The sequence below is a fragment of the Methylobacterium sp. Leaf104 genome, from assembly GCF_001422885.1.
Classification (GTDB): domain Bacteria; phylum Pseudomonadota; class Alphaproteobacteria; order Rhizobiales; family Beijerinckiaceae; genus Methylobacterium.
The window spans coordinates 12,741-29,414 of sequence record NZ_LMMZ01000023.1; the positions used below are offsets into that span (position 1 = coordinate 12,741).

18 protein-coding genes are annotated in these 16,674 nt (G+C 70.3%); 10 read left to right on the top strand and 8 right to left on the bottom strand.

The window, feature by feature from the left end; translation table 11 throughout:
• Nucleotides 1–40 precede the first annotated feature (40 nt).
• A complete protein-coding gene (locus tag ASF49_RS12615; RefSeq protein ID WP_056473249.1) occupies nucleotides 41–460 on the bottom strand; it encodes a PilZ domain-containing protein in 420 nt (139 codons plus the stop codon).
• Between the two features lie 397 nt (nucleotides 461–857).
• Here ASF49_RS12615 and ykgO point away from each other — a divergent pair, with 397 nt between their 5' ends.
• The 3 genes from ykgO to ASF49_RS12630 all read left to right on the top strand — a co-directional run bounded on the left by ykgO (nucleotide 858) and on the right by ASF49_RS12630 (nucleotide 2,654).
• Nucleotides 858–983: a type B 50S ribosomal protein L36 gene (gene ykgO / locus ASF49_RS12620; RefSeq protein WP_003601867.1), complete on the top strand. Its 126-nt coding sequence runs from the start codon at nucleotides 858–860 to the stop codon at nucleotides 981–983.
• A 78-nt stretch (nucleotides 984–1,061) separates the two neighbouring features.
• Complete coding sequence (locus tag ASF49_RS12625) at nucleotides 1,062–1,667, top strand: tetratricopeptide repeat protein (RefSeq protein WP_056473251.1); 606 nt, start codon at nucleotides 1,062–1,064, stop codon at nucleotides 1,665–1,667.
• Nucleotides 1,668–1,673: 6 nt separating this feature from the next.
• Complete coding sequence (locus ASF49_RS12630; RefSeq protein ID WP_056473252.1) at nucleotides 1,674–2,654, top strand: alpha/beta fold hydrolase; 981 nt, start codon at nucleotides 1,674–1,676, stop codon at nucleotides 2,652–2,654.
• Between the two features lie 38 nt (nucleotides 2,655–2,692).
• On the opposite strand, the gene pyk is transcribed toward ASF49_RS12630, so the two are convergent.
• The gene (gene pyk, locus ASF49_RS12635) at nucleotides 2,693–4,129 is read right to left on the bottom strand and encodes a pyruvate kinase (RefSeq protein WP_056474299.1); all 1,437 of its coding nucleotides are present in this window, start codon (nucleotides 4,127–4,129) and stop codon (nucleotides 2,693–2,695) included.
• Nucleotides 4,130–5,401: 1,272 nt separating this feature from the next.
• Between pyk and ASF49_RS12640 the strand changes: the two genes are divergently transcribed.
• From ASF49_RS12640 to ASF49_RS12650, 3 genes are all read left to right on the top strand, one after another.
• Nucleotides 5,402–6,355, top strand: coding sequence for an MBL fold metallo-hydrolase (locus ASF49_RS12640; protein WP_082511225.1), 954 nt, complete (start codon nucleotides 5,402–5,404; stop codon nucleotides 6,353–6,355).
• Between the two features lie 264 nt (nucleotides 6,356–6,619).
• Entirely contained in the window at nucleotides 6,620–7,378 is a 759-nt protein-coding gene (locus ASF49_RS12645; RefSeq protein ID WP_056473254.1) for an SDR family oxidoreductase, read from the top strand.
• 12 nt (nucleotides 7,379–7,390) lie between these two features.
• Complete coding sequence (locus tag ASF49_RS12650) at nucleotides 7,391–7,831, top strand: hypothetical protein (protein ID WP_056473256.1); 441 nt, start codon at nucleotides 7,391–7,393, stop codon at nucleotides 7,829–7,831.
• On the opposite strand, the gene ASF49_RS12655 is transcribed toward ASF49_RS12650, so the two are convergent.
• The 4 genes from ASF49_RS12655 to ASF49_RS12670 form a co-directional block, all read right to left on the bottom strand.
• Nucleotides 7,790–8,734, bottom strand: coding sequence for a sigma-70 family RNA polymerase sigma factor (locus ASF49_RS12655; RefSeq protein ID WP_082511227.1), 945 nt, complete (start codon nucleotides 8,732–8,734; stop codon nucleotides 7,790–7,792). The two genes, ASF49_RS12650 and ASF49_RS12655, sit on opposite strands and share 42 nt — an antisense overlap.
• Nucleotides 8,718–9,116: a hypothetical protein gene (locus tag ASF49_RS12660; protein ID WP_056473258.1), complete on the bottom strand. Its 399-nt coding sequence runs from the start codon at nucleotides 9,114–9,116 to the stop codon at nucleotides 8,718–8,720. Before ASF49_RS12660 ends, ASF49_RS12655 begins: the two co-directional genes overlap by 17 nt.
• Nucleotides 9,117–9,475: 359 nt before the next feature.
• Nucleotides 9,476–9,883 carry a DUF1036 domain-containing protein gene (locus ASF49_RS12665; RefSeq protein WP_335338464.1) on the bottom strand — a complete coding sequence of 136 codons (408 nt, stop codon included), beginning with the start codon at nucleotides 9,881–9,883 and terminating at the stop codon, nucleotides 9,476–9,478.
• A gap of 340 nt (nucleotides 9,884–10,223) precedes the next feature.
• A complete protein-coding gene (locus ASF49_RS12670) occupies nucleotides 10,224–11,540 on the bottom strand; it encodes a glycerate kinase type-2 family protein (RefSeq protein WP_056473259.1) in 1,317 nt (438 codons plus the stop codon).
• 243 nt (nucleotides 11,541–11,783) lie between these two features.
• On the opposite strand from ASF49_RS12670, the gene ASF49_RS12675 reads away from it, so the two are divergent.
• The 3 genes from ASF49_RS12675 (at nucleotide 11,784) to ASF49_RS12685 (ending at nucleotide 13,235) form a co-directional block, all read left to right on the top strand.
• Nucleotides 11,784–12,530, top strand: coding sequence for an N-formylglutamate amidohydrolase (locus ASF49_RS12675; protein ID WP_056473260.1), 747 nt, complete (start codon nucleotides 11,784–11,786; stop codon nucleotides 12,528–12,530).
• A 48-nt stretch (nucleotides 12,531–12,578) separates the two neighbouring features.
• A complete protein-coding gene (locus tag ASF49_RS12680) occupies nucleotides 12,579–12,887 on the top strand; it encodes a DUF1244 domain-containing protein (protein WP_056473263.1) in 309 nt (102 codons plus the stop codon).
• A gap of 81 nt (nucleotides 12,888–12,968) precedes the next feature.
• Nucleotides 12,969–13,235 (top strand): DUF2312 domain-containing protein, encoded by a 267-nt coding sequence (locus ASF49_RS12685; protein ID WP_056180857.1) that lies wholly within the window; start codon nucleotides 12,969–12,971, stop codon nucleotides 13,233–13,235.
• Nucleotides 13,236–13,252: 17 nt separating this feature from the next.
• On the opposite strand, the gene ASF49_RS12690 is transcribed toward ASF49_RS12685, so the two are convergent.
• Together ASF49_RS12690 and ASF49_RS12695 are read right to left on the bottom strand one after the other, a co-directional pair.
• Complete coding sequence (locus tag ASF49_RS12690; protein WP_056473265.1) at nucleotides 13,253–13,564, bottom strand: hypothetical protein; 312 nt, start codon at nucleotides 13,562–13,564, stop codon at nucleotides 13,253–13,255.
• A gap of 144 nt (nucleotides 13,565–13,708) precedes the next feature.
• A complete protein-coding gene (locus ASF49_RS12695; protein ID WP_056473266.1) occupies nucleotides 13,709–15,043 on the bottom strand; it encodes an MFS transporter in 1,335 nt (444 codons plus the stop codon).
• Nucleotides 15,044–15,390: 347 nt separating this feature from the next.
• On the opposite strand from ASF49_RS12695, the gene cyoA reads away from it, so the two are divergent.
• Nucleotides 15,391–16,644, top strand: a complete 1,254-nt coding sequence (cyoA, locus tag ASF49_RS12700; protein WP_082511231.1) for a ubiquinol oxidase subunit II — start codon at nucleotides 15,391–15,393, stop codon at nucleotides 16,642–16,644.
• Nucleotides 16,645–16,674: the final 30 nt, after the last annotated feature.

Sequence of the window (16,674 nt, forward strand, 5' to 3'; positions counted from 1 at the left end):
CGCAGGATAGCGTCGCCTCAAGGAGTGACGAGGCGCGGCTTCAGAACGAAGAGATGCCACGCTTCCGCGAGCGCACGCCGATGCCACCGCCCTCCACCTCGCCAGGCGTCGCGGGGTTGGCCGGTGGATCGATCGCGGGCGCGGTCGGTGCGGACGTGGCAGAGGGTGGCGGGACCTTGCCGACCCGTTCGATGCGAACCCCGACGAAGTCGCCGCGCCGCCACGCGATCCGGACGAGGCAAAGGAAATCGCGCCCGATGATCCTCAGCATGAAGACGGGCGGAAGTTCCTGACTGGCACCGACACAGATCCGCGCGCCGGATTTCGAGACGTCCTTCACGCTGCAGGGAATCTCGGTGCCGTCCCGGAATCGGATCGTCGCAATCCAGTTGGTCGGATTACGCTCTTCCCGCCGCTGGACCGCGGTCGGTGTCTCGGATTGCTCCAGGTTAGTCGTCACGGGTTCTGTCTCCGCGCCCCACGTGCGTTGAAAAAGCATAGCAACCTAATCCTTTACAGACGGATATCGGCAGCCTCTCGCATCGGCTTACAAGTGATTGACAAGCCGGCCAATGGTCACGGAAGCGCGAATGCCTCGATGAGGCCCCCGTTTGATCTGCCGGCTCGAGGAAGCGTAAAAGCCGCGACCCTGCCCCAGCTTCGAGGCGCGAGAAACGACTTTCCGGCGAAGCTTCCGCTTGGAATGGCCCCGAACGCCTTGCCTTGCCGACGCGAATCCTGATATGGCAACCGCCTTTCCGCGATGCATCGACACATCGCCGAGGCCGCCGTCAGGTGCCTCGTTCCCGAGACCCTATGGACAGGCGGCGGGTTCGTTCCCGACCGACGTGAGACCGATGAAGATTCGCAACTCCCTCAAGTCCCTGCGTGGCCGTCACCGCGACAACCAGCTCGTGCGTCGCAAGGGCCGTGTCTACGTCATCAACAAGACCCAGAAGCGCTTCAAGGCGCGTCAGGGCTGAAGCGCACGGGGCGCTTCGCCGCGAGACGCGGCAAGCGCGCACGTTGACGTCGCGATCCGAGGCGAGGAAGCTCCGCCCATGTCGCGCCCTTCATCCGATCGATCCTGCCTGAAAGCCGCGCTCGTCGCGGCTTTCTGCGTCGTTCTCGCTCCCTCCGCCAATGCGCGGCCGGCAGGCGATCCGCAGCCGCCGAAGAAGGTGCAGCCGCTCAGCCTCGACGATCTCTACGCGCGCCTCAAGGCGGCCGGGGACGATGCCGAGGCGAAGGGCGTCGCGCGGCTGATCGAGCAGCGGCTCGGGCGGTCCGGCAGCGCGACGGCCGACCTCCTGACCGAGCGCGCCCGCCAGGCCATGTCCAGTCAGGACCTGCCCCTGGCGGTCGAGCTGATGGACCGGGCCACGACCCTGGAGCCCGGCTGGTCCGAGGGCTGGAACCGGCGCGCGACGGTCTTCTGGATGCTGTCGGACCCCACCGCGGCGATCGCCGACCTGCAGCGCACCCTCGTGCTGGAGCCGCGCCATTTCGAGGCCTGGGCGGCTCTGGGGCGGATCTACCAGACCCTCGAGGACAAGCGCCGCGCCCTGGAGGCGTTCCGCCGGGCGGCCGCGCTGTACCCACGGATGGACCGGCTGCAACAGGCCATCGACCGCCTGGCGCCGGACGTCGACGGCCGCGACCTGTAGACGATCATGCTCCTCCTCAAGCTGATCGCCGGCCTCCTGGCCGGTGGGCTCGTCCTCGCGCTCGTCGCCGCGGGCATCACCCTGCTGATCGCGGCGCGGATCGACGCGCGCTATCCGCCGGCAGGCCCCTTCGCGTCGGTGACCGGCGGGCGCATCGCCACGATCCAGGCCGGCCCGAACCCGTCCGCGCGCGGCACTGTCGTCCTGCTGCACGGCGCCTCGGCCAATGCCGCCGACCCGATGGCGGATCTCGGCCGTCGCCTCGCGGCGGAGGGGTTTCGCGTCGTCGCCCTCGACCGGCCGGGCTTCGGCTGGAGCGACCGCCTGGCGGGCGGCGCCATGGCGACGCCGAAGGCCCAGGCCGCGGCGATCGCCGAGGCGCTGAAGGCGCTCGGGGTCGGACCCGCCCTCGTCGTCGGCCATTCCTGGGCCGGGGCGCTGGCGACCGCGCTCGCCCTCGATCATCCCGACCGGGTCGCGGGCCTCGTCCTCCTCGCGCCGGTGGCGATGCCGCTGCCCGCGCTCGGCCCGCTCCCCTGGTATTATCGGCTCGCCCTGGTGCCGCCGGTGACCTGGCTCCTCAGCCGCACGGTGGCGACGCCGATCGGGCTCACCTACCTCGCGCCCGCGGGCCGCTCGGTGTTCCGGCCCCAGGACGCGCCGGCCGGCTACCTGGAGGCGAGCCGGGCCGCCCTGGTCCTGCGTCCGGCGACGATGCTCGCCAACGTGCAGGATCTCATGGCGCTGCCGGAGGCCCTGCAGCGCCAGAGCGTCGATTACGGGCGCATCGCCGCCCCGACGGTCATCGTCACCGGCGACCGCGATGCGATCGTGCCGGCCGAGCGGCACGCCAGGCCCCTGGCGGGCCTGATCCCGGGCGCCCGGCTCGTGGTCCTGCCCGGGATCGGCCACATGGTCCACACCGTCGCGACCGAGGCCGTGGTCGAGGAGGTCGCGCGCCTCGCCGAATCGCTTCCCAGGCCCTGAGGCGGTTCGGGCCGTGGGCCCGGACCGCCCCGGCGGGATCACGCCTTGGCGGCGTGCTCGCGGGTGACGAAGGCGATGCGCACGAGGTTCGTCGCGCCGGGCGTCCCGAACGGCACGCCCGCCACCACGATGATGCGCCCGCCGATCTCGGCGAAGTTTTCGCGAACGGCGAACTTCGCCGCCCGGAACGCCATGTCGTCGACGTCGCTGGCATCCTTGGTGACGATCGGGTGGGTGCCCCAGCACAGGGCGAGGCGCCGGGCCGTCTCGCGCTTCGGCGTCAGCGCGATGATCGTGGCGTTGGGCCGGGATCGGGCGAGGCGCAGGGCGGTCGAGCCGGAATGCGTCCAGGCCATGATGGCCGTGAGGTTCAGGGCGTCGACCATCTGGTGGGCGGCGGCCGCGATGGCGTCGGAGGCGGTGGCGTCGGGCTCGGAGCGCTGGGCCGTCAGGATCGTCCAGTACAGAGCGTCGCGCTCGACCTGCTCGGCGATCCGGCTCATCATCGAGATCGCCTCGATCGGGAAGCTGCCGGAGGCGCTCTCGGCCGAGAGCATCACCGCATCGGCGCCCTCGTAGACCGCGGTGGCGACGTCGGAGACCTCGGCGCGGGTCGGCACCGGAGCGGTGATCATCGATTCGAGCATCTGGGTCGCGACCACCACCGGCTTGCCCATGCGGCGCGAGGCGCGGGTGATGCGCTTCTGCACGCCGGGCACCTGCTCCAGGGGCATCTCGACGCCGAGATCGCCGCGGGCCACCATCAGGCCGTCGGAGATCTCGATGATCTCCTCCAGGCGGGTCAGGGCCTGCGGCTTCTCGATCTTGGCCATGATGAGGGCCCGGCCCGCCGCGACCTTCTTGACCTCGGCCACGTCCTCGGGACGCTGCACGAAGGAGACGGCGATCCAGTCGGCGCCCGCCGCGAGGCCGGCCTCGAGGTCGCCGCGGTCCTTCTCGGTCATGGCGGCGACGGGGATCACGGTGTCGGGCAGGGAGACGCCCTTGCGATTCGAAATTCGGCCGCCGACCTCGACGCGGGTCACCGCGCGGCCCTCGGACACCTCGGTCACGGTCAGCCGCAGCTTGCCGTCGTCGATGATGACGACGTGGCCGGGCTCCAGGGCCGAGAGGATCTCGGGATGGGGCAGGTAGACGCGCGAGACGTCGCCGGGGGTCGGGTCGCTGTCGAGCACGAAGGTGGCGCCGTTCTGCAGGATCGCGGCGCCCTCGGCGAAGGCGGCCACGCGCAGCTTCGGACCCTGGAGGTCGACGAGGATCGCGATCGGATGCTTCAGCTCGCGCTCGATCGTGCGGATGACCTCGATCTTCTCGGGCAGCTTCTCGCGGGGCAGGTGGCTCATGTTGAGCCGGAAGACGTCCGCGCCGGCGCGAAACAGCTTCTCGATCATCTCCGGCGTGTCGGAGGCCGGCCCCAGGGTCGCGATGATCTTCGTGCGGCGTGAACGTTTCAAGGCAGTCTCCATCCCCGGATTGGGCTCCGCCGGCTTCGAAGCGACCGGATCTCGAGCGAGGGCCACAAGCACCGAAGCGGCCGGGAGGTCAAGAACGTCGCGCTCGCCCGGCGGACGCCCGGTCGGACGCGATGCGGCCAGCACATGGGAGCCAGCAGATGGGAGAAACGACCTGGACGACGGAAGAAGGAACCTGGGCGATGGGAGAACGGATCGCGGCGGACACGGGTATGCGGCCCCGCCGCCGTTTCGGGCGCGGGATTCGATCGGGGGAGACGCGGGACGCCGCGAAACCATGAGAGCAAGATGAAAGCCGGTTTCCCGGCGTCCCTGGGTCCGGCCCCGGAGGCCCGAACCCGTCACGTCACGGCGTCTGTCTACGGCGCCGGCGACTCGGCTTGTGGCAGCCCCCCTCCGGTGCCCCGATCCCTCGCGGGATCGACGGCCCCGGCGGCCGGCTTATCATGGCCCACGGCCCCGGACCCGCCTCGTAATGGGCGGGCCGTCCGTTCTCTGGGGGTGCCCCAGATGCCGGGCCGACGGATCGGCCCGCTCCGGAACACCCTGCGTCGCGCGGCGCGGCTCGGGGCGATGGCGAAACCGGGCCATCGACGCGAGCGCCGTCTCCTCCTCCCAAACCCGCCGGCCCGGTCCGCCGACGGGCCTCCCGTCGGGGGAGGCGAGTGACGGGAAGAGAGCACGGAATAGGAATATTGTCAATGTTTTTCGAGCGGCGACCGAGAGGCGCCTCCGCGCTTGCAGACCCTTCGCGGTCGAGTCCTGGGCGGATCGGACGCCCGCGTCCCCTTCGGCCGGTCGCGGGCTCGGAGGACGTCCGCCTGCAACCGTCGTCGAGACTGGGGCCGACGACCACGCGGCGTCGCTTCCGGCCTGTCCGCTTCTGGACGGCGGAGGCATCGGAGCGGACGACCCCGCGACAGCCGCACACGACCCTTCGCGGACCCTCGGACGGTCCGCTTCGCGGCAGCCTTGTCGAGGATGATCGACGTCCGGGTTCGGTGCCTCCTCGCCCGTCCGCTTCCGGGCGGAAAACGCTCCAGAACAGACATCGCCGTCCAGGTTGCTCCCGGTCTATTGCGAACCCGAGGAACGTCTGCTCCGGATGACTATCGCGGAGCGACGATCATCCATGGACGATGCGTTCGACGTCTCACCGCGCATGTCACATCTGTCGGCTCGATCTCGTCCTCATCGGCTGACGCGCGTTTCGCGCTCCTGACGAGCCGGAAGCACGCGCGTCCCACGAAAGGGATGACGATGACGAATGTGATACCCGCCGATGCCGGACGAAGCGATCCGGGATACGCTGGCCCTCGAAGTGGGGGGCGCGAGGAACTCGTGCCCTCGCGCTACGCGGTGCGGATCGGTGAGATCGACGTGCTGGTCGTCAGCGACGGCGTGCTACCGCTCCCGACCAAGATGTTGGGACACAACGTCGACCAGACCGTAAGGGCGGCTTGGCTGAACGACATGTTCCTGCCGACGGAGGCGTTCGACTGGTCGCTGAACGCGGTCGTGGTCCGCAGCGGCGGCCAGACCATCCTCGTCGACGCCGGGTTGGGACTGGACCCGAACCTGAACCTGCCGCGGGCCGGGCAATTGGTGAGACGGCTGGAGGCCGTAGGCATCGATCTCGCGTCCGTGACGGACGTGGTGCTCACCCACATGCACATGGACCATGTCGGAGGGCTCCTCGTCGACGGGGTGAAAGAGCAGCTGCGCCCGGATCTGCGAATTCACGTCGCGGCGGCCGAGGTCAGGTTCTGGGAAGACCCCGACTTCACCCATGTCGACATGCCGCAGGGGTTCCCGGATGCGCTTCGGGCGGCCGCCAGGCGGTTCGCGCAGGAATATCGCAGCCAGCTACGACTGTTCGACGAGGAGCACGAGGTCGCGCCGGGGGTGATCGTCCAACGCACCGGCGGCCATACCCCCGGACACAGCGTCGTCCGCATGGCATCCCGCGGCGACCGGCTGACCTTCGCCGGCGACGCCGTGTTCACGGTCGGGTTCGAACACCCCGACTGGCACAACGGCTTCGAACACGATCCCGAAGAGGCGGCTCGCGTTCGCGTCCGGCTTCTGCGGGAACTGGCAGCAACCGGCGAGCAATTGATCGCGACGCATCTGCCGTTCCCGTCCGTCGGCCGGGTCGCCGTCGATGGCGACGCGTTTCGCTGGGTTCCCGCGTTCTGGGACTACTGAGGGGGCCTGTGCCGATCCGGTCGTCCGTCGAAACCGGGGCTCCGCACGGATGACGCATCGAAAATCGTCCATCCTCGGGATGTGTCCCGGGGATGCGCTTCCACGAGAACGCGCGCCGTCCCGTCCTGGGCACCCCACACGGTCAAATCCTAGCCCGGCCCGGTCGGGCGCATCGATCTTCCGCGCCGATGTCACACGGCGCGGGGCGCGCCTCGTCATCACCACGACGGTCCCGATCGGACCGGAATCGAGAAGGAGCGTCACATGAAGATCGTGGTCATCGGCGGCACCGGGCTGATAGGATCGCAGGTCGTCGCCACCCTGGGGAACGCCGGCCACGAGGTGCTCGCGGCCTCGCCCAAGACGGGGGTGAACGCCGTCACGGGCGACGGCCTCGCGGAGGCGTTGCAGGGCGCCGGCGTCGTCGTCGACGTCGCCAACGCGCCCTCCTTTGCCGATGACGCGGCGATGGACTTCTTCGTCCGCGCCGGACGGAACCTCGCGGCGGCCGAGAAAGCTGCGGGCGTCACGCATCACGTGGCGCTCTCGGTGGTCGGGACCGAGCTCCTGCTCGACAGCGGCTATTTCCGCGCCAAGCTTGCCCAGGAGGAATTGATCGCCTCGGCGGGCGTGCCCTGGACGCTGGTCCGCGCCACGCAGTTCTTCGAGTTCGTCGGCACGATTGCGGGAGCGGCCGTCATCGACGGCGTCGCGCGGGTGACCTCCGCGTCGATCCAGCCGATCGCATCGGCCGACGTGGCTTCGAAGGTCGCGGAAGCCGCGCTGGCCGCGCCGCGGAACGGCATGATCGAGATCGCGGGTCCCGAGCGATTGCCGATGGTCGAGCTAGTAAAGCGCCACTTCGACGGTATCGGTGAGACGCGCGACGTCATCGCGGACGACACGGCGCCGTATTTCGGCGTGGTCCTCGAAGACCGTTGGCTGACGCCCGCGGGACCCGCGTGGCTCTCGGAGCGGCGCTACGGCGACTGGCTGGCGGCGCAGCCGAAGCGCGTGGCCTGAGACCCCTTCCCGATGGACGCGGCGTACATCTCGGCGCTCTCCGCGCTCGCGGGGTCCGCCATAGGCGCGATGGCCTCCTTCGCGACCACGTGGCTGACCCAACACAGCCAGGAGCGCGCGACGCTCCTGGTCCAGGACCGCGCACGCCGGGAAGCGCTCTACGGAGAGTTCATCCGGGAGGCGTCGACCCTGTTCGGCGACGCCTTCCGGCACGGCCTCGACGATCCGGCCAAGCTCGTGAACCTCTATGCCATCGTCAACAAGATCCGGCTTTTCGGGGAGCCGGAGACGTTGGAGGAGGCCGAGCGCGTCATGCAGCGCATCGGCGAGACCTACTTCGCCCCGAACAAGGATCTCGCCGCCTTCGCGGACATCCGCCAGGCCGGCGATCTCGACCCGCTCTGCAGGTTCTCAACCGTCTGCCGCAGGGAACTCGCCATCGCCCGCCGGTGAGATTCCGTGAGGTGTCGGCGCTCCCGCCGCCCCTCCGAACAGCATCGCCATCCGCTGGAGCTTGTCCGGGTTGCGCGTGAAATAGATGCCGACGATCAGGCCGTCCCGGATATCCAGCGCGACGGTCTGGAACGTCCCGCCGGGCTCCAGGCTGAAATACCCCGGCAGGCCATCGATCCAGAGATCCTGCAGCTTCCGGGCATGCTGGATCCATGCCTTCCGCACCACGCCCTCGAACATGCGCGTGACCTTGTCGATTCCGACGATGGGCCTGGGGAACGCATGCACCTTCCCGCCTCCGTCGGAATGAACGACGACGGCGTCGGCGAGCATGGTGCGCAGCGCCGCGACGTCGCCGGTCGTCGACGCCTCGAAGAAGGCCTTCGCGATGCGCGCGCCCTCGTCCTTCTCGATGGGAAAACGCAGCCTTTCGGATTGCACGTGTTTCCTGGCCCTCGCGGCAAGCTGACGGACCGCCGGCGGCTCGCGCCGGAGCGTCGTCGCGATTTCGGCGAGCGGGACCGCGAAGACGTCGTGCAGGAGGAACGCCGCCCGCTCCAGCGGCGACAGCCGCTCCAGGGCCAGCATCAGCGTGAGCGTCAGGTCGTCGCCGAACGCCTCCTCCGGGTCCATGGCGACGGGCTCGGGCAACCAGGTTCCGAAGTAGGTCTCGCGCCGCGCGCGGGCGGACTTCATGACGTCGAGGCAGAGCCGCGTGACCGTGCGCGAGAGGAAAGCGCCGGCCGACGCCACACCGGTATGGTCGACCTGCCGCCAACGGAGCCAGGCGTCCTGCACGACGTCCTCCGCCTCGCCGAGGGACCCGAGCATGCGGTAGGCAAGCCTCACGAGCCGCACCCGCTCCTGCTCGAAAACGAGGGTCGGATCATCGATGGTCGGCATGGCGGAACCACCAGGCGCTGAGGGCGATCGCGATCAGCGCAGGAAGTGTCACTGCAGGGAAGTCGCGGGCCAGGACCTCCGGTCCGCAAATGCCCACCGCAACCTCCCAGACGTGGAACAGCGCATGCCCCGAGAGCCAGATCGCGCCCAGGCTCCAGAGCAGCATACGCGAGCCGGGCCTCACTGCCCCATACGCGAATCCCGCCCCGATCAGTACGAAGATCAGACCGATGTCGCGCAGGAAGTGCTGATTGAACGGGCCTGTCGACGTCACGCCCGGCACCGCGACGTACCAAGCCTCGGGGGCGGCGAGCATGAAAATGCCGTTGCCGACAAATCCTGCGCCGAGAAGGCCCGCCAGGACCGGAATGACGTGGCTCATCGCATGCTCCTCACGTGATCGGTTCACGAGAGGGACGATGCGGGGGTGCCCCGTGTGACATTGGACGCGAGGTTTATCGGGGCCTTCGTCAAAGCCTACGCCCTGCCACGCGCTTGCGGCTTCGGGGGAGACCCCGGCGGACCCCCTCCGCCGGCGATGTCCGCTTTCGGGCTGGAGAAGGACGCCGTTCGCCGGCGATGCCGGGTCGTAGGCGCAGCGTCCGCTCCCGGTTCGAGAACAACGATGCCGTGGTCGCTCCGAGCGGATCGACTGCGCCAGTCCCGGGACGCGGGGGAGGGCGCCCCGACGGGCGGCGGATCTCCCGCGTGGGATGGACCCGAACCCGCCCCGGCCGCGCCTCAGGGCGCCGGCGTCAGCGGCTGATTCGGGTCGGTGAGCTGGATCGTCCAGCTCTTCTGCTCGCCGGTATCGACCTCGTAGAAGCCGTTGCGGTCGAGGCCGCGCGCGAGGCAGTCCTCGACGCCCCGGATCGTGAATTCGCGATCCTTGGTGCACATCAGGGAGCGTCCGCTCCACTCGCCGCCGCGCGTGTAGTCCACCGCGTAGACGTAGTAGAACCGCGCCGCGAGGGAGCCCTTCAGGAGCGTCTCGCAGGCCTTCGGCGCCACGTCCCACCAGCCCTCGGTGACCCAGCCCTGGGGGTCGCGGTAGCCCAGCGCGATGCCGACCTTGCTGGCGGTCTGGTTGCACATGCGCAGGTCGGCGCGGGCGGGGGCGGGGAGCAGCGTGACGGCCAGGAGGGCCACGCCCGCGAGTCCAGGCCTCCAGCGGAAGATCCGGGCGCCGCCGCGTGCGAGGAAGTCCGTCCCGCGCCTCCGGAGGATGGAAGGCACGCTCAGCCGCCACGGGCCGGCCGCCGTACTGGGCGGATCGATCGACGCCGGGCGTGAGACGCCGAGCCCGCGCGAGACCTGAGGCCCGGCGGCCATGCGGTGAGGCGCCGGTCGTGCGATCGATCGCATGTCCTGCCCAGTCTGGACGGCAGCCGAGCCGGGCGCGCTTCCGGCCTCCCCTCGCCGGACAGCGAGGGGAATGCGCGCGTGCCAGGGGCGGAAGCGCGCGCTGCCGATCGGGCGTTCGAACGCCCTAGCCGACGAGGATGATGCGGCAATCGTTGACATTGGTGCGTGTCGGACCCGGCTGCACGAGGTCGCCGATGGTGGCGAAGAACTTCGTCGAATCGTTGTCGGCCAGCATCGCGGCGGGATCGAGCCCGGCGGCGCGGGCGCGGGCGAGGGTCGTCGGGTCGACGAGGCCGCCGGCCGGATCGGTGGCCTCGCCGCGGCCGCCATCCGTGCCGTCGGTGTCGGCGGCGATGCCGAGGATGTCGTCCGCGCCGTCGAGCGCGAGGGCGAGCGCCAGGGCGTATTCCTGGTTCGGACCGCCATGGCCCTCGCCGCGGATGGTCACGGTGAGCTCGCCGCCCGAGATGATCGCGACCTTGCGGCCGGCCTTCGCCAGGTCGAGGGCCATGCGGGCATGCTCGGCGGCGACCTCGCGGGCCTCGCCCTCGACGTCGGGGCCGAGCATCACCGGCTCGTAGCCGGCCGCGGAGGCGGCGGCGGCCGCCGCCTCCAGGGCGTCGATCGGACGGGCGATGATGCGGTACTCGGCCCGGGCGAAGGCGGGGTCGCCGGCCTTCGGGGTCTCGTTGATGGGATCGTTCAGGAGCGCCTTGGCGGTCTCGGGCAGGGGGATGCCGCGGCGCTCGCAGATCGCGCGGGCATCGGCGAGCGTCGTCGGATCCGGCACGGTCGGGCCGGAGGCGATCACGGCCGGGTCGTCGTGCGGCACGTCGGAGACGGCCAGCGTCAGGATCGAGCGCGCGTTGCGCGCCATCATGGCGAGGCGGCCGCCCTTGATGCGCGAGAGGTGCTTGCGCACGGCGTTGATCTCGTTGATCGGCGCGCCGGAGCGCAGCAGGGCCTTGGTGATGGCCTGCTTCTCCGTGAGGGTGAGCTCCCCGGCCGGGGCGATCCAGTTGGCCGAGCCGCCGCCGGAGAGGAGCACCAGTACGTCGTCGTCCGGCCCGGCATCGGCGGCGATCTTCAGGGCGTCGATGGTCGCGTCGATGCCGGCCTGGTCCGGCACCGGGTGGCCGGCCTCGACCATGCGGATCATCGGCGCCTCCTCGCCGTAGCCGTGGCGGGCGACCGCGAGGCCGACGATGCGGTTCGGATCGACGCCGTGCTCCTCCCGGTAGAACCGGCTGGCCACCGCCGCCATGCTGCCGCCGGCCTTGCCGGCTCCCAGGATGATGAGGCGGCCCGGACCCGGGGCGGGCAGGTGGGGCACGAGGCACCGCACCGGGTGGGCGGCGGCGATGGCCTCGTCGAGGCAATGGAGGAGGAGGGCGCGGCGGGTCCCGGTCGAGGCGGGTGCGGTCATGGCGGGTGCGGTCATGGCGTTTCCGTATTCCGATGGTCGATCGCAAAGGCGGCCCGGTGGTTCTCCTCCGGATTGTTGTGCCCCCGGCATGGTGCCGGATTGTTGCCGTCGCGGCGCGATCCGCGATACGTGCTGTGCCCGACGCTCGCCGCCTCGGCAAGCCGCGCCGTCGCGGGACCTCCCCCCGCGACGCGGCCGGCGGCTTGCATCGCCGCCGTCGTCCCGATGCCGCCCGCGCCCAACCGGACCGTGCCTCCCATGCAGCCACCGCATCCCGTCGAGACCATCCCGGGCGATCCCGCCGGGGGCCTGCTCCTGATCTGCGACCACGCCTCGAACCACGTTCCGGCGGACCTGGCGCAGCTCGGGGTGCCGGAGCACGAGTTTGCCCGCCACATCGCCTACGACATCGGCGCCGCCGGAGTGACGCGCCGGCTCGCCGCCGCGCTCGGCGCCCCGGCGATCCTGACCCGCTTCTCGCGGCTGATCATCGACCCGAACCGGGGCCGGGCCGACCCGACCCTGGTGATGCGCCTCTCCGACGGGGCCGTGGTGCCGGGCAACGCCCGCATCGACGAGGCCGGCAAGGCCGAGCGCATCCGGCGCTTCTACGCGCCCTTCGACGCGGCGATCGAGGCCGGGATCGCGCAGGCCGAGGCGACCGGCATCCGGCCCGCCATCGTCACCATCCACAGCTTCACGCCGTACTGGCGCGGGGTGCCGCGCCCCTGGGAGGTCGGCATCCTGTGGGACCGGGACGACCGCATGAGCGCGCCCCTGATCGCCGGCCTGCGGGCCGACCCCGCCGGACTGACGGTGGGGGACAACGAGCCCTATGGCGGCGGCCTGCCCGGCGACACCATCGACCGCCACGCCATGGCCCGCGGCCTGCCGAACGCCCTGGTGGAGATCCGCCAGGACCTCATCGTCGGGGAGGCGGGCCAGGCCGAGTGGGCGGAGCGATTCGCGCGCCTCCTGCGGCCGATGCTGCCGATCCGCGCTTGACGGGAGGCCGCCGCGCGCCGACCTCAGGCCTCGACTGGGAGAACGACCATGACCGAGATCGACGACGCCACCCGCACCGAACTCGAGGCCGCCGTGTTCCGGCGCCTCGTCGCCCATCTGCAGGCCCGCACCGACGTGCAGAACATCGACCTGATGACCATGGCCGGGTTCTGCCGCAACTGCCTGTCGAACTGGCTCAAGGACGCCGCCGATGCCCGCGGCCTGCCGATGGACAAGGAGGAGAGCCGCGCGCGCGTCTACGGCATGCCCTATGCCGAGTGGAAGCGCCTGCACCAGCCGGAGGCGACGGCGGAGCAACAGGCGGCCTTCGCCAAAGCCGCGGCGGAGCCGCACTAAGGTCCCGGTAAGCTTGACGGCTTATCGAGGCGGTTCCGGCGCGGCCCCACGCGCCTCGCAGATCAGGGACACGAGACGACCATGGCCGCATCCGCCGCACCCGCCGTCGACGCTTCCTCCGTCGCCGCCGACCAGCTGAAGAGCTTCATCGAGCGCATCGAGCGCCTCGAGGAGGAGAAGGCCGGCCTCGCCTCCGACATCAAGGACGTCTACGCCGAGGCCAAGGGCACCGGCTTCGACACCAAGGCCCTGCGCAAGATCATCTCGCTGCGCAAGAAGGACCATGCCGAGCGCCAGGAGGAGGAGGCGATCCTCGAGCTCTACATGCAGGCGCTCGGCATGGTCTGACCGACGGGACCGCCGCGCTAGGGCAGCGCCTTCGGCGGCGGCGCGCCATGGGCCGCCCCGGCCGGGTCCGCATCGCGCAAGCCGGCCCAGTGCTTCCACTCGGTCCAGGCTTCCGCCAGGGCCGCCACGGCCGCGTCGCGCGAAGAGACCGTCGCGCCCCGCCGGAACGGCGCCGCGCCGATGTCGAGGTGCAGGCTCCAGGTCCATTGCGCGGCGGGGGCGGGCGCGTCGCTGATGCAATCGACCCGCCCGACGATCAGCGCCCCGCTCGTGATGACGTAGGTCTCGCGCGGGTGGTCCTCTAGGCGGGTATAGATCAGCTTCGCCACGACGCTTCCCGCCTCGATCCCGGACGGGGTCTCCGCCCCGTCACATCCCAACGCCCACCGGCGCGCCGGGTCCCCGGACGACGAAAGAAGCCCCGGAGGCGGGTCCGCCGTCCGGGGGTCCTTCGTGGGTGGCCGGAACCGGCCTCAGAGGCGGGCGGTCTCGCGGCGGTTGAAGGCGAGGGCGCACAGGGTCGCGACGGCGCCGGACAGGAGGTAGACGCCGACCCAGGACAGGCCGAAGCGGCTCGACACGCCGAGCGCCACCAGGGGCGCGAAGCCGGCCCCGATCAGCCAGGCGAGATCCGAGGTCAGGGCGGCGCCGGTGTAGCGGTAGCGCGTGCCGAGATTGGCGGTCACCGAGCCCGAGGTCTGGCCGTAGGACAGGCCGAGCAGCCCGAAGCCGATCAGCACGTAGATCGTCTGGCCCAGTTCGCTGTCGCCGAAGATGATCGGCGCGGCGATGCTCGCCAGGGCGAACAGCCCGATCAGGCCGGCGGCCACGCCCACCAGGGTGCGCCGGCCGATGCGGTCGGCCAGGACGCCGGAGAGCACGATGGTGCCGGCGGCGAGGAAGGCGCCGGAGCATTGCACCAGCAGGAACTCGCCCGCCGAGCGCTGGGTGAAGAGGTGGATCCAGCTGATCGGGAACACCGTCACGAGGTGGAACAGCGCGAAGCTCGCCAGCGGCACCACGGCGCCGATCAGCACGAAGCGGCCATGGCTCCGCAGCAGCTCCAGGACTGGGGTCGGCTCCAGCTCCTGCATCTCCAGCATGCGCGAGAATTCCTCGGTGGCCACGAGGCGCAGGCGGGCGAAGAGCGCGACGACGTTGATCGCGAAGGCCACGAAGAACGGGTAGCGCCAGCCCCAGTCGAGGAAGTCGGCGTTGGAGACGTTGCCGAGGAAGAACGCGAACAGGGCGCTCGCCAGCATGAAGCCGACCGGGGCGCCGAGCTGCGGGATCATCGCGTACCAGCCGCGCTGCTTTTCGGGAGCGTTGAGCGCCAGCAGCGAGGCGAGCCCGTCCCAGGCACCGCCGAGGGCGAGGCCCTGGCCGAAGCGCAGGGCGGCGAGGATCCAGATCGAGAGCGCGCCGATCTGGTGGTAGTTCGGCAGGAATCCGATCGCCATGGTCGAGCCGCCGAGCAGGAACAGGGCGATGGTCAGCTTGGCCGCGCGCCCGTGGCGCCGGTCGATCTCCATGAAGATCACCGAGCCGATGGGGCGAGCGATGAAGGCCAGGGCGAACAGCGCGAAGGCGTAGAGCGTCCCCGTCAGCGGATCGGCGAAGGGGAAGAACACGCCGGGGAAGATCAGCACCGAGGCGATGCCGTAGACGAAGAAGTCGAAGTACTCGGCCGCGCGGCCGATCACCACGCCGATGGCGATCTCGCCCGGCGCGACCCGGTGGTCGCTGGAGGCCTCGTGCGCATCGCGTTCCAGCGACGTGGAGGATGGCACTGCGTATTCTGCGCTCATCGAGGAAACCGTGCTCGCTTCGTGCGTTCGAGGGCGAATCGGGTGCGCCGCAGCGCGCCGAGCCCAGGGATCGGGGACACGTGTACGCCCTGCGTTTCGTCTGCGTCAAAGCGCAGCGTGACGCGCCCCCTGACAAAGAGCGCGGTCCCTTCGCGCCTTCCGTCAAATGATGGGCTCGGTCTATAGCGCGCTTTGTCTTGCGCCCGCTATGAGCCTAGCGCTGATCAGACGCGCCGCGCGCGACTTGTCAGATTGATGCAATGCAGCGAATTGAGAGCCGACGATTCCTCCCTCGGCCAATCGGGGCCGGCGGACGTCGCTCATCCGAGATGGTGCCAGACGAGTCCATGCCGGTCAAAACCCTCCGTACGCTCGCGCTCCTCCCCGTGTCCGGCCTGCTGTCCGGCTGCAACATGGTCCTGATGCAGCCCTCCGGCGACATCGCGACCCGGCAGCGCGACTTGATCCTGGCCTCCACCGGCCTGATGCTCCTCATCATCATTCCGGTCATCGCCTTCACGCTCCTGTTCGCGTGGCGCTACCGCGCCTCGAACACCGAGGCCGAGTACGATCCCGACTGGCACCATTCCACGCAGCTGGAGGTCCTGATCTGGTCGGCGCCCCTGGTGATCGTCATCGCCCTCGGCGCGCTCACCTGGATCAGCACCCACACCCTCGATCCGTACCGCCCCCTGAGCCGCCTCGACGCGGACCGGCCGCTGCCCGCCGGCGTGAAGCCGCTGACGGTCGAGGTCGTCGCACTCGATTGGAAATGGCTGTTCTTCTACCCAGATCAGGGCATCGCCACCGTCAACGAACTGGCCGCGCCGGTCGACGTGCCGATCTCGTTCAAGATCACCTCCGCCACCGTCATGAACTCGTTCTTCATCCCCGCGCTCGCCGGGCAGATCTACGCCATGGCCGGCATGGAGACGAAGCTCCACGCGGTGATCAACAAGGCCGGCACCTACGAGGGCCTCTCGGCCAATTACAGCGGCTCCGGCTTCTCGCGGATGAACTTCAAGTTCCACGGCCTCGACCAGGCCGGGTTCGACCAGTGGGTCGCCAAGGTGAAGGCCGAGGGCAAGCCCCTCGACCGCCAGAGCTATCTCGCCCTCGAGAAGCCGAGCGAGCGCGAGCCGGTGCGCTACTTCTCCAGCGTGGAGAACGGCCTCTACGGCGCGGTGCTGAACATGTGCGCCGTGCCGGGCAAGATGTGCATGAACGAGATGATGCACATCGACGCCATGGGCGGCGCCGGCAAGGAGAGCCACGCCAATCGGGCACGGCTCGAATACGACAACCGCTACGCCGAGCAGGGCATCGAGGCCCCGGCCGCCACGGTGGGCGGCTCGGGCCGCGAATCGCACAGCAAGGAGCAGCCCGAGGGCATGAAGCCGAAGTCGATCGCCCCCGAGGTGAAGCCCGGCGCGGCGCCCGAGCATTCCGGCCACGGCCCCATGGGCCATGACCATTCCGGCCAAGGCCATTCGGGCCAAGACCGCTCGGGCCAGGACCACTCGGGCCACGGCGGCCCCGCCGGCGACGGGAAGGACTCGAAGGGGTCCGACCCGGTGGCGCCCGGCCAACTCAATCGATAGCGCGGACGCCTCGGACGCCCGCGACCCCCG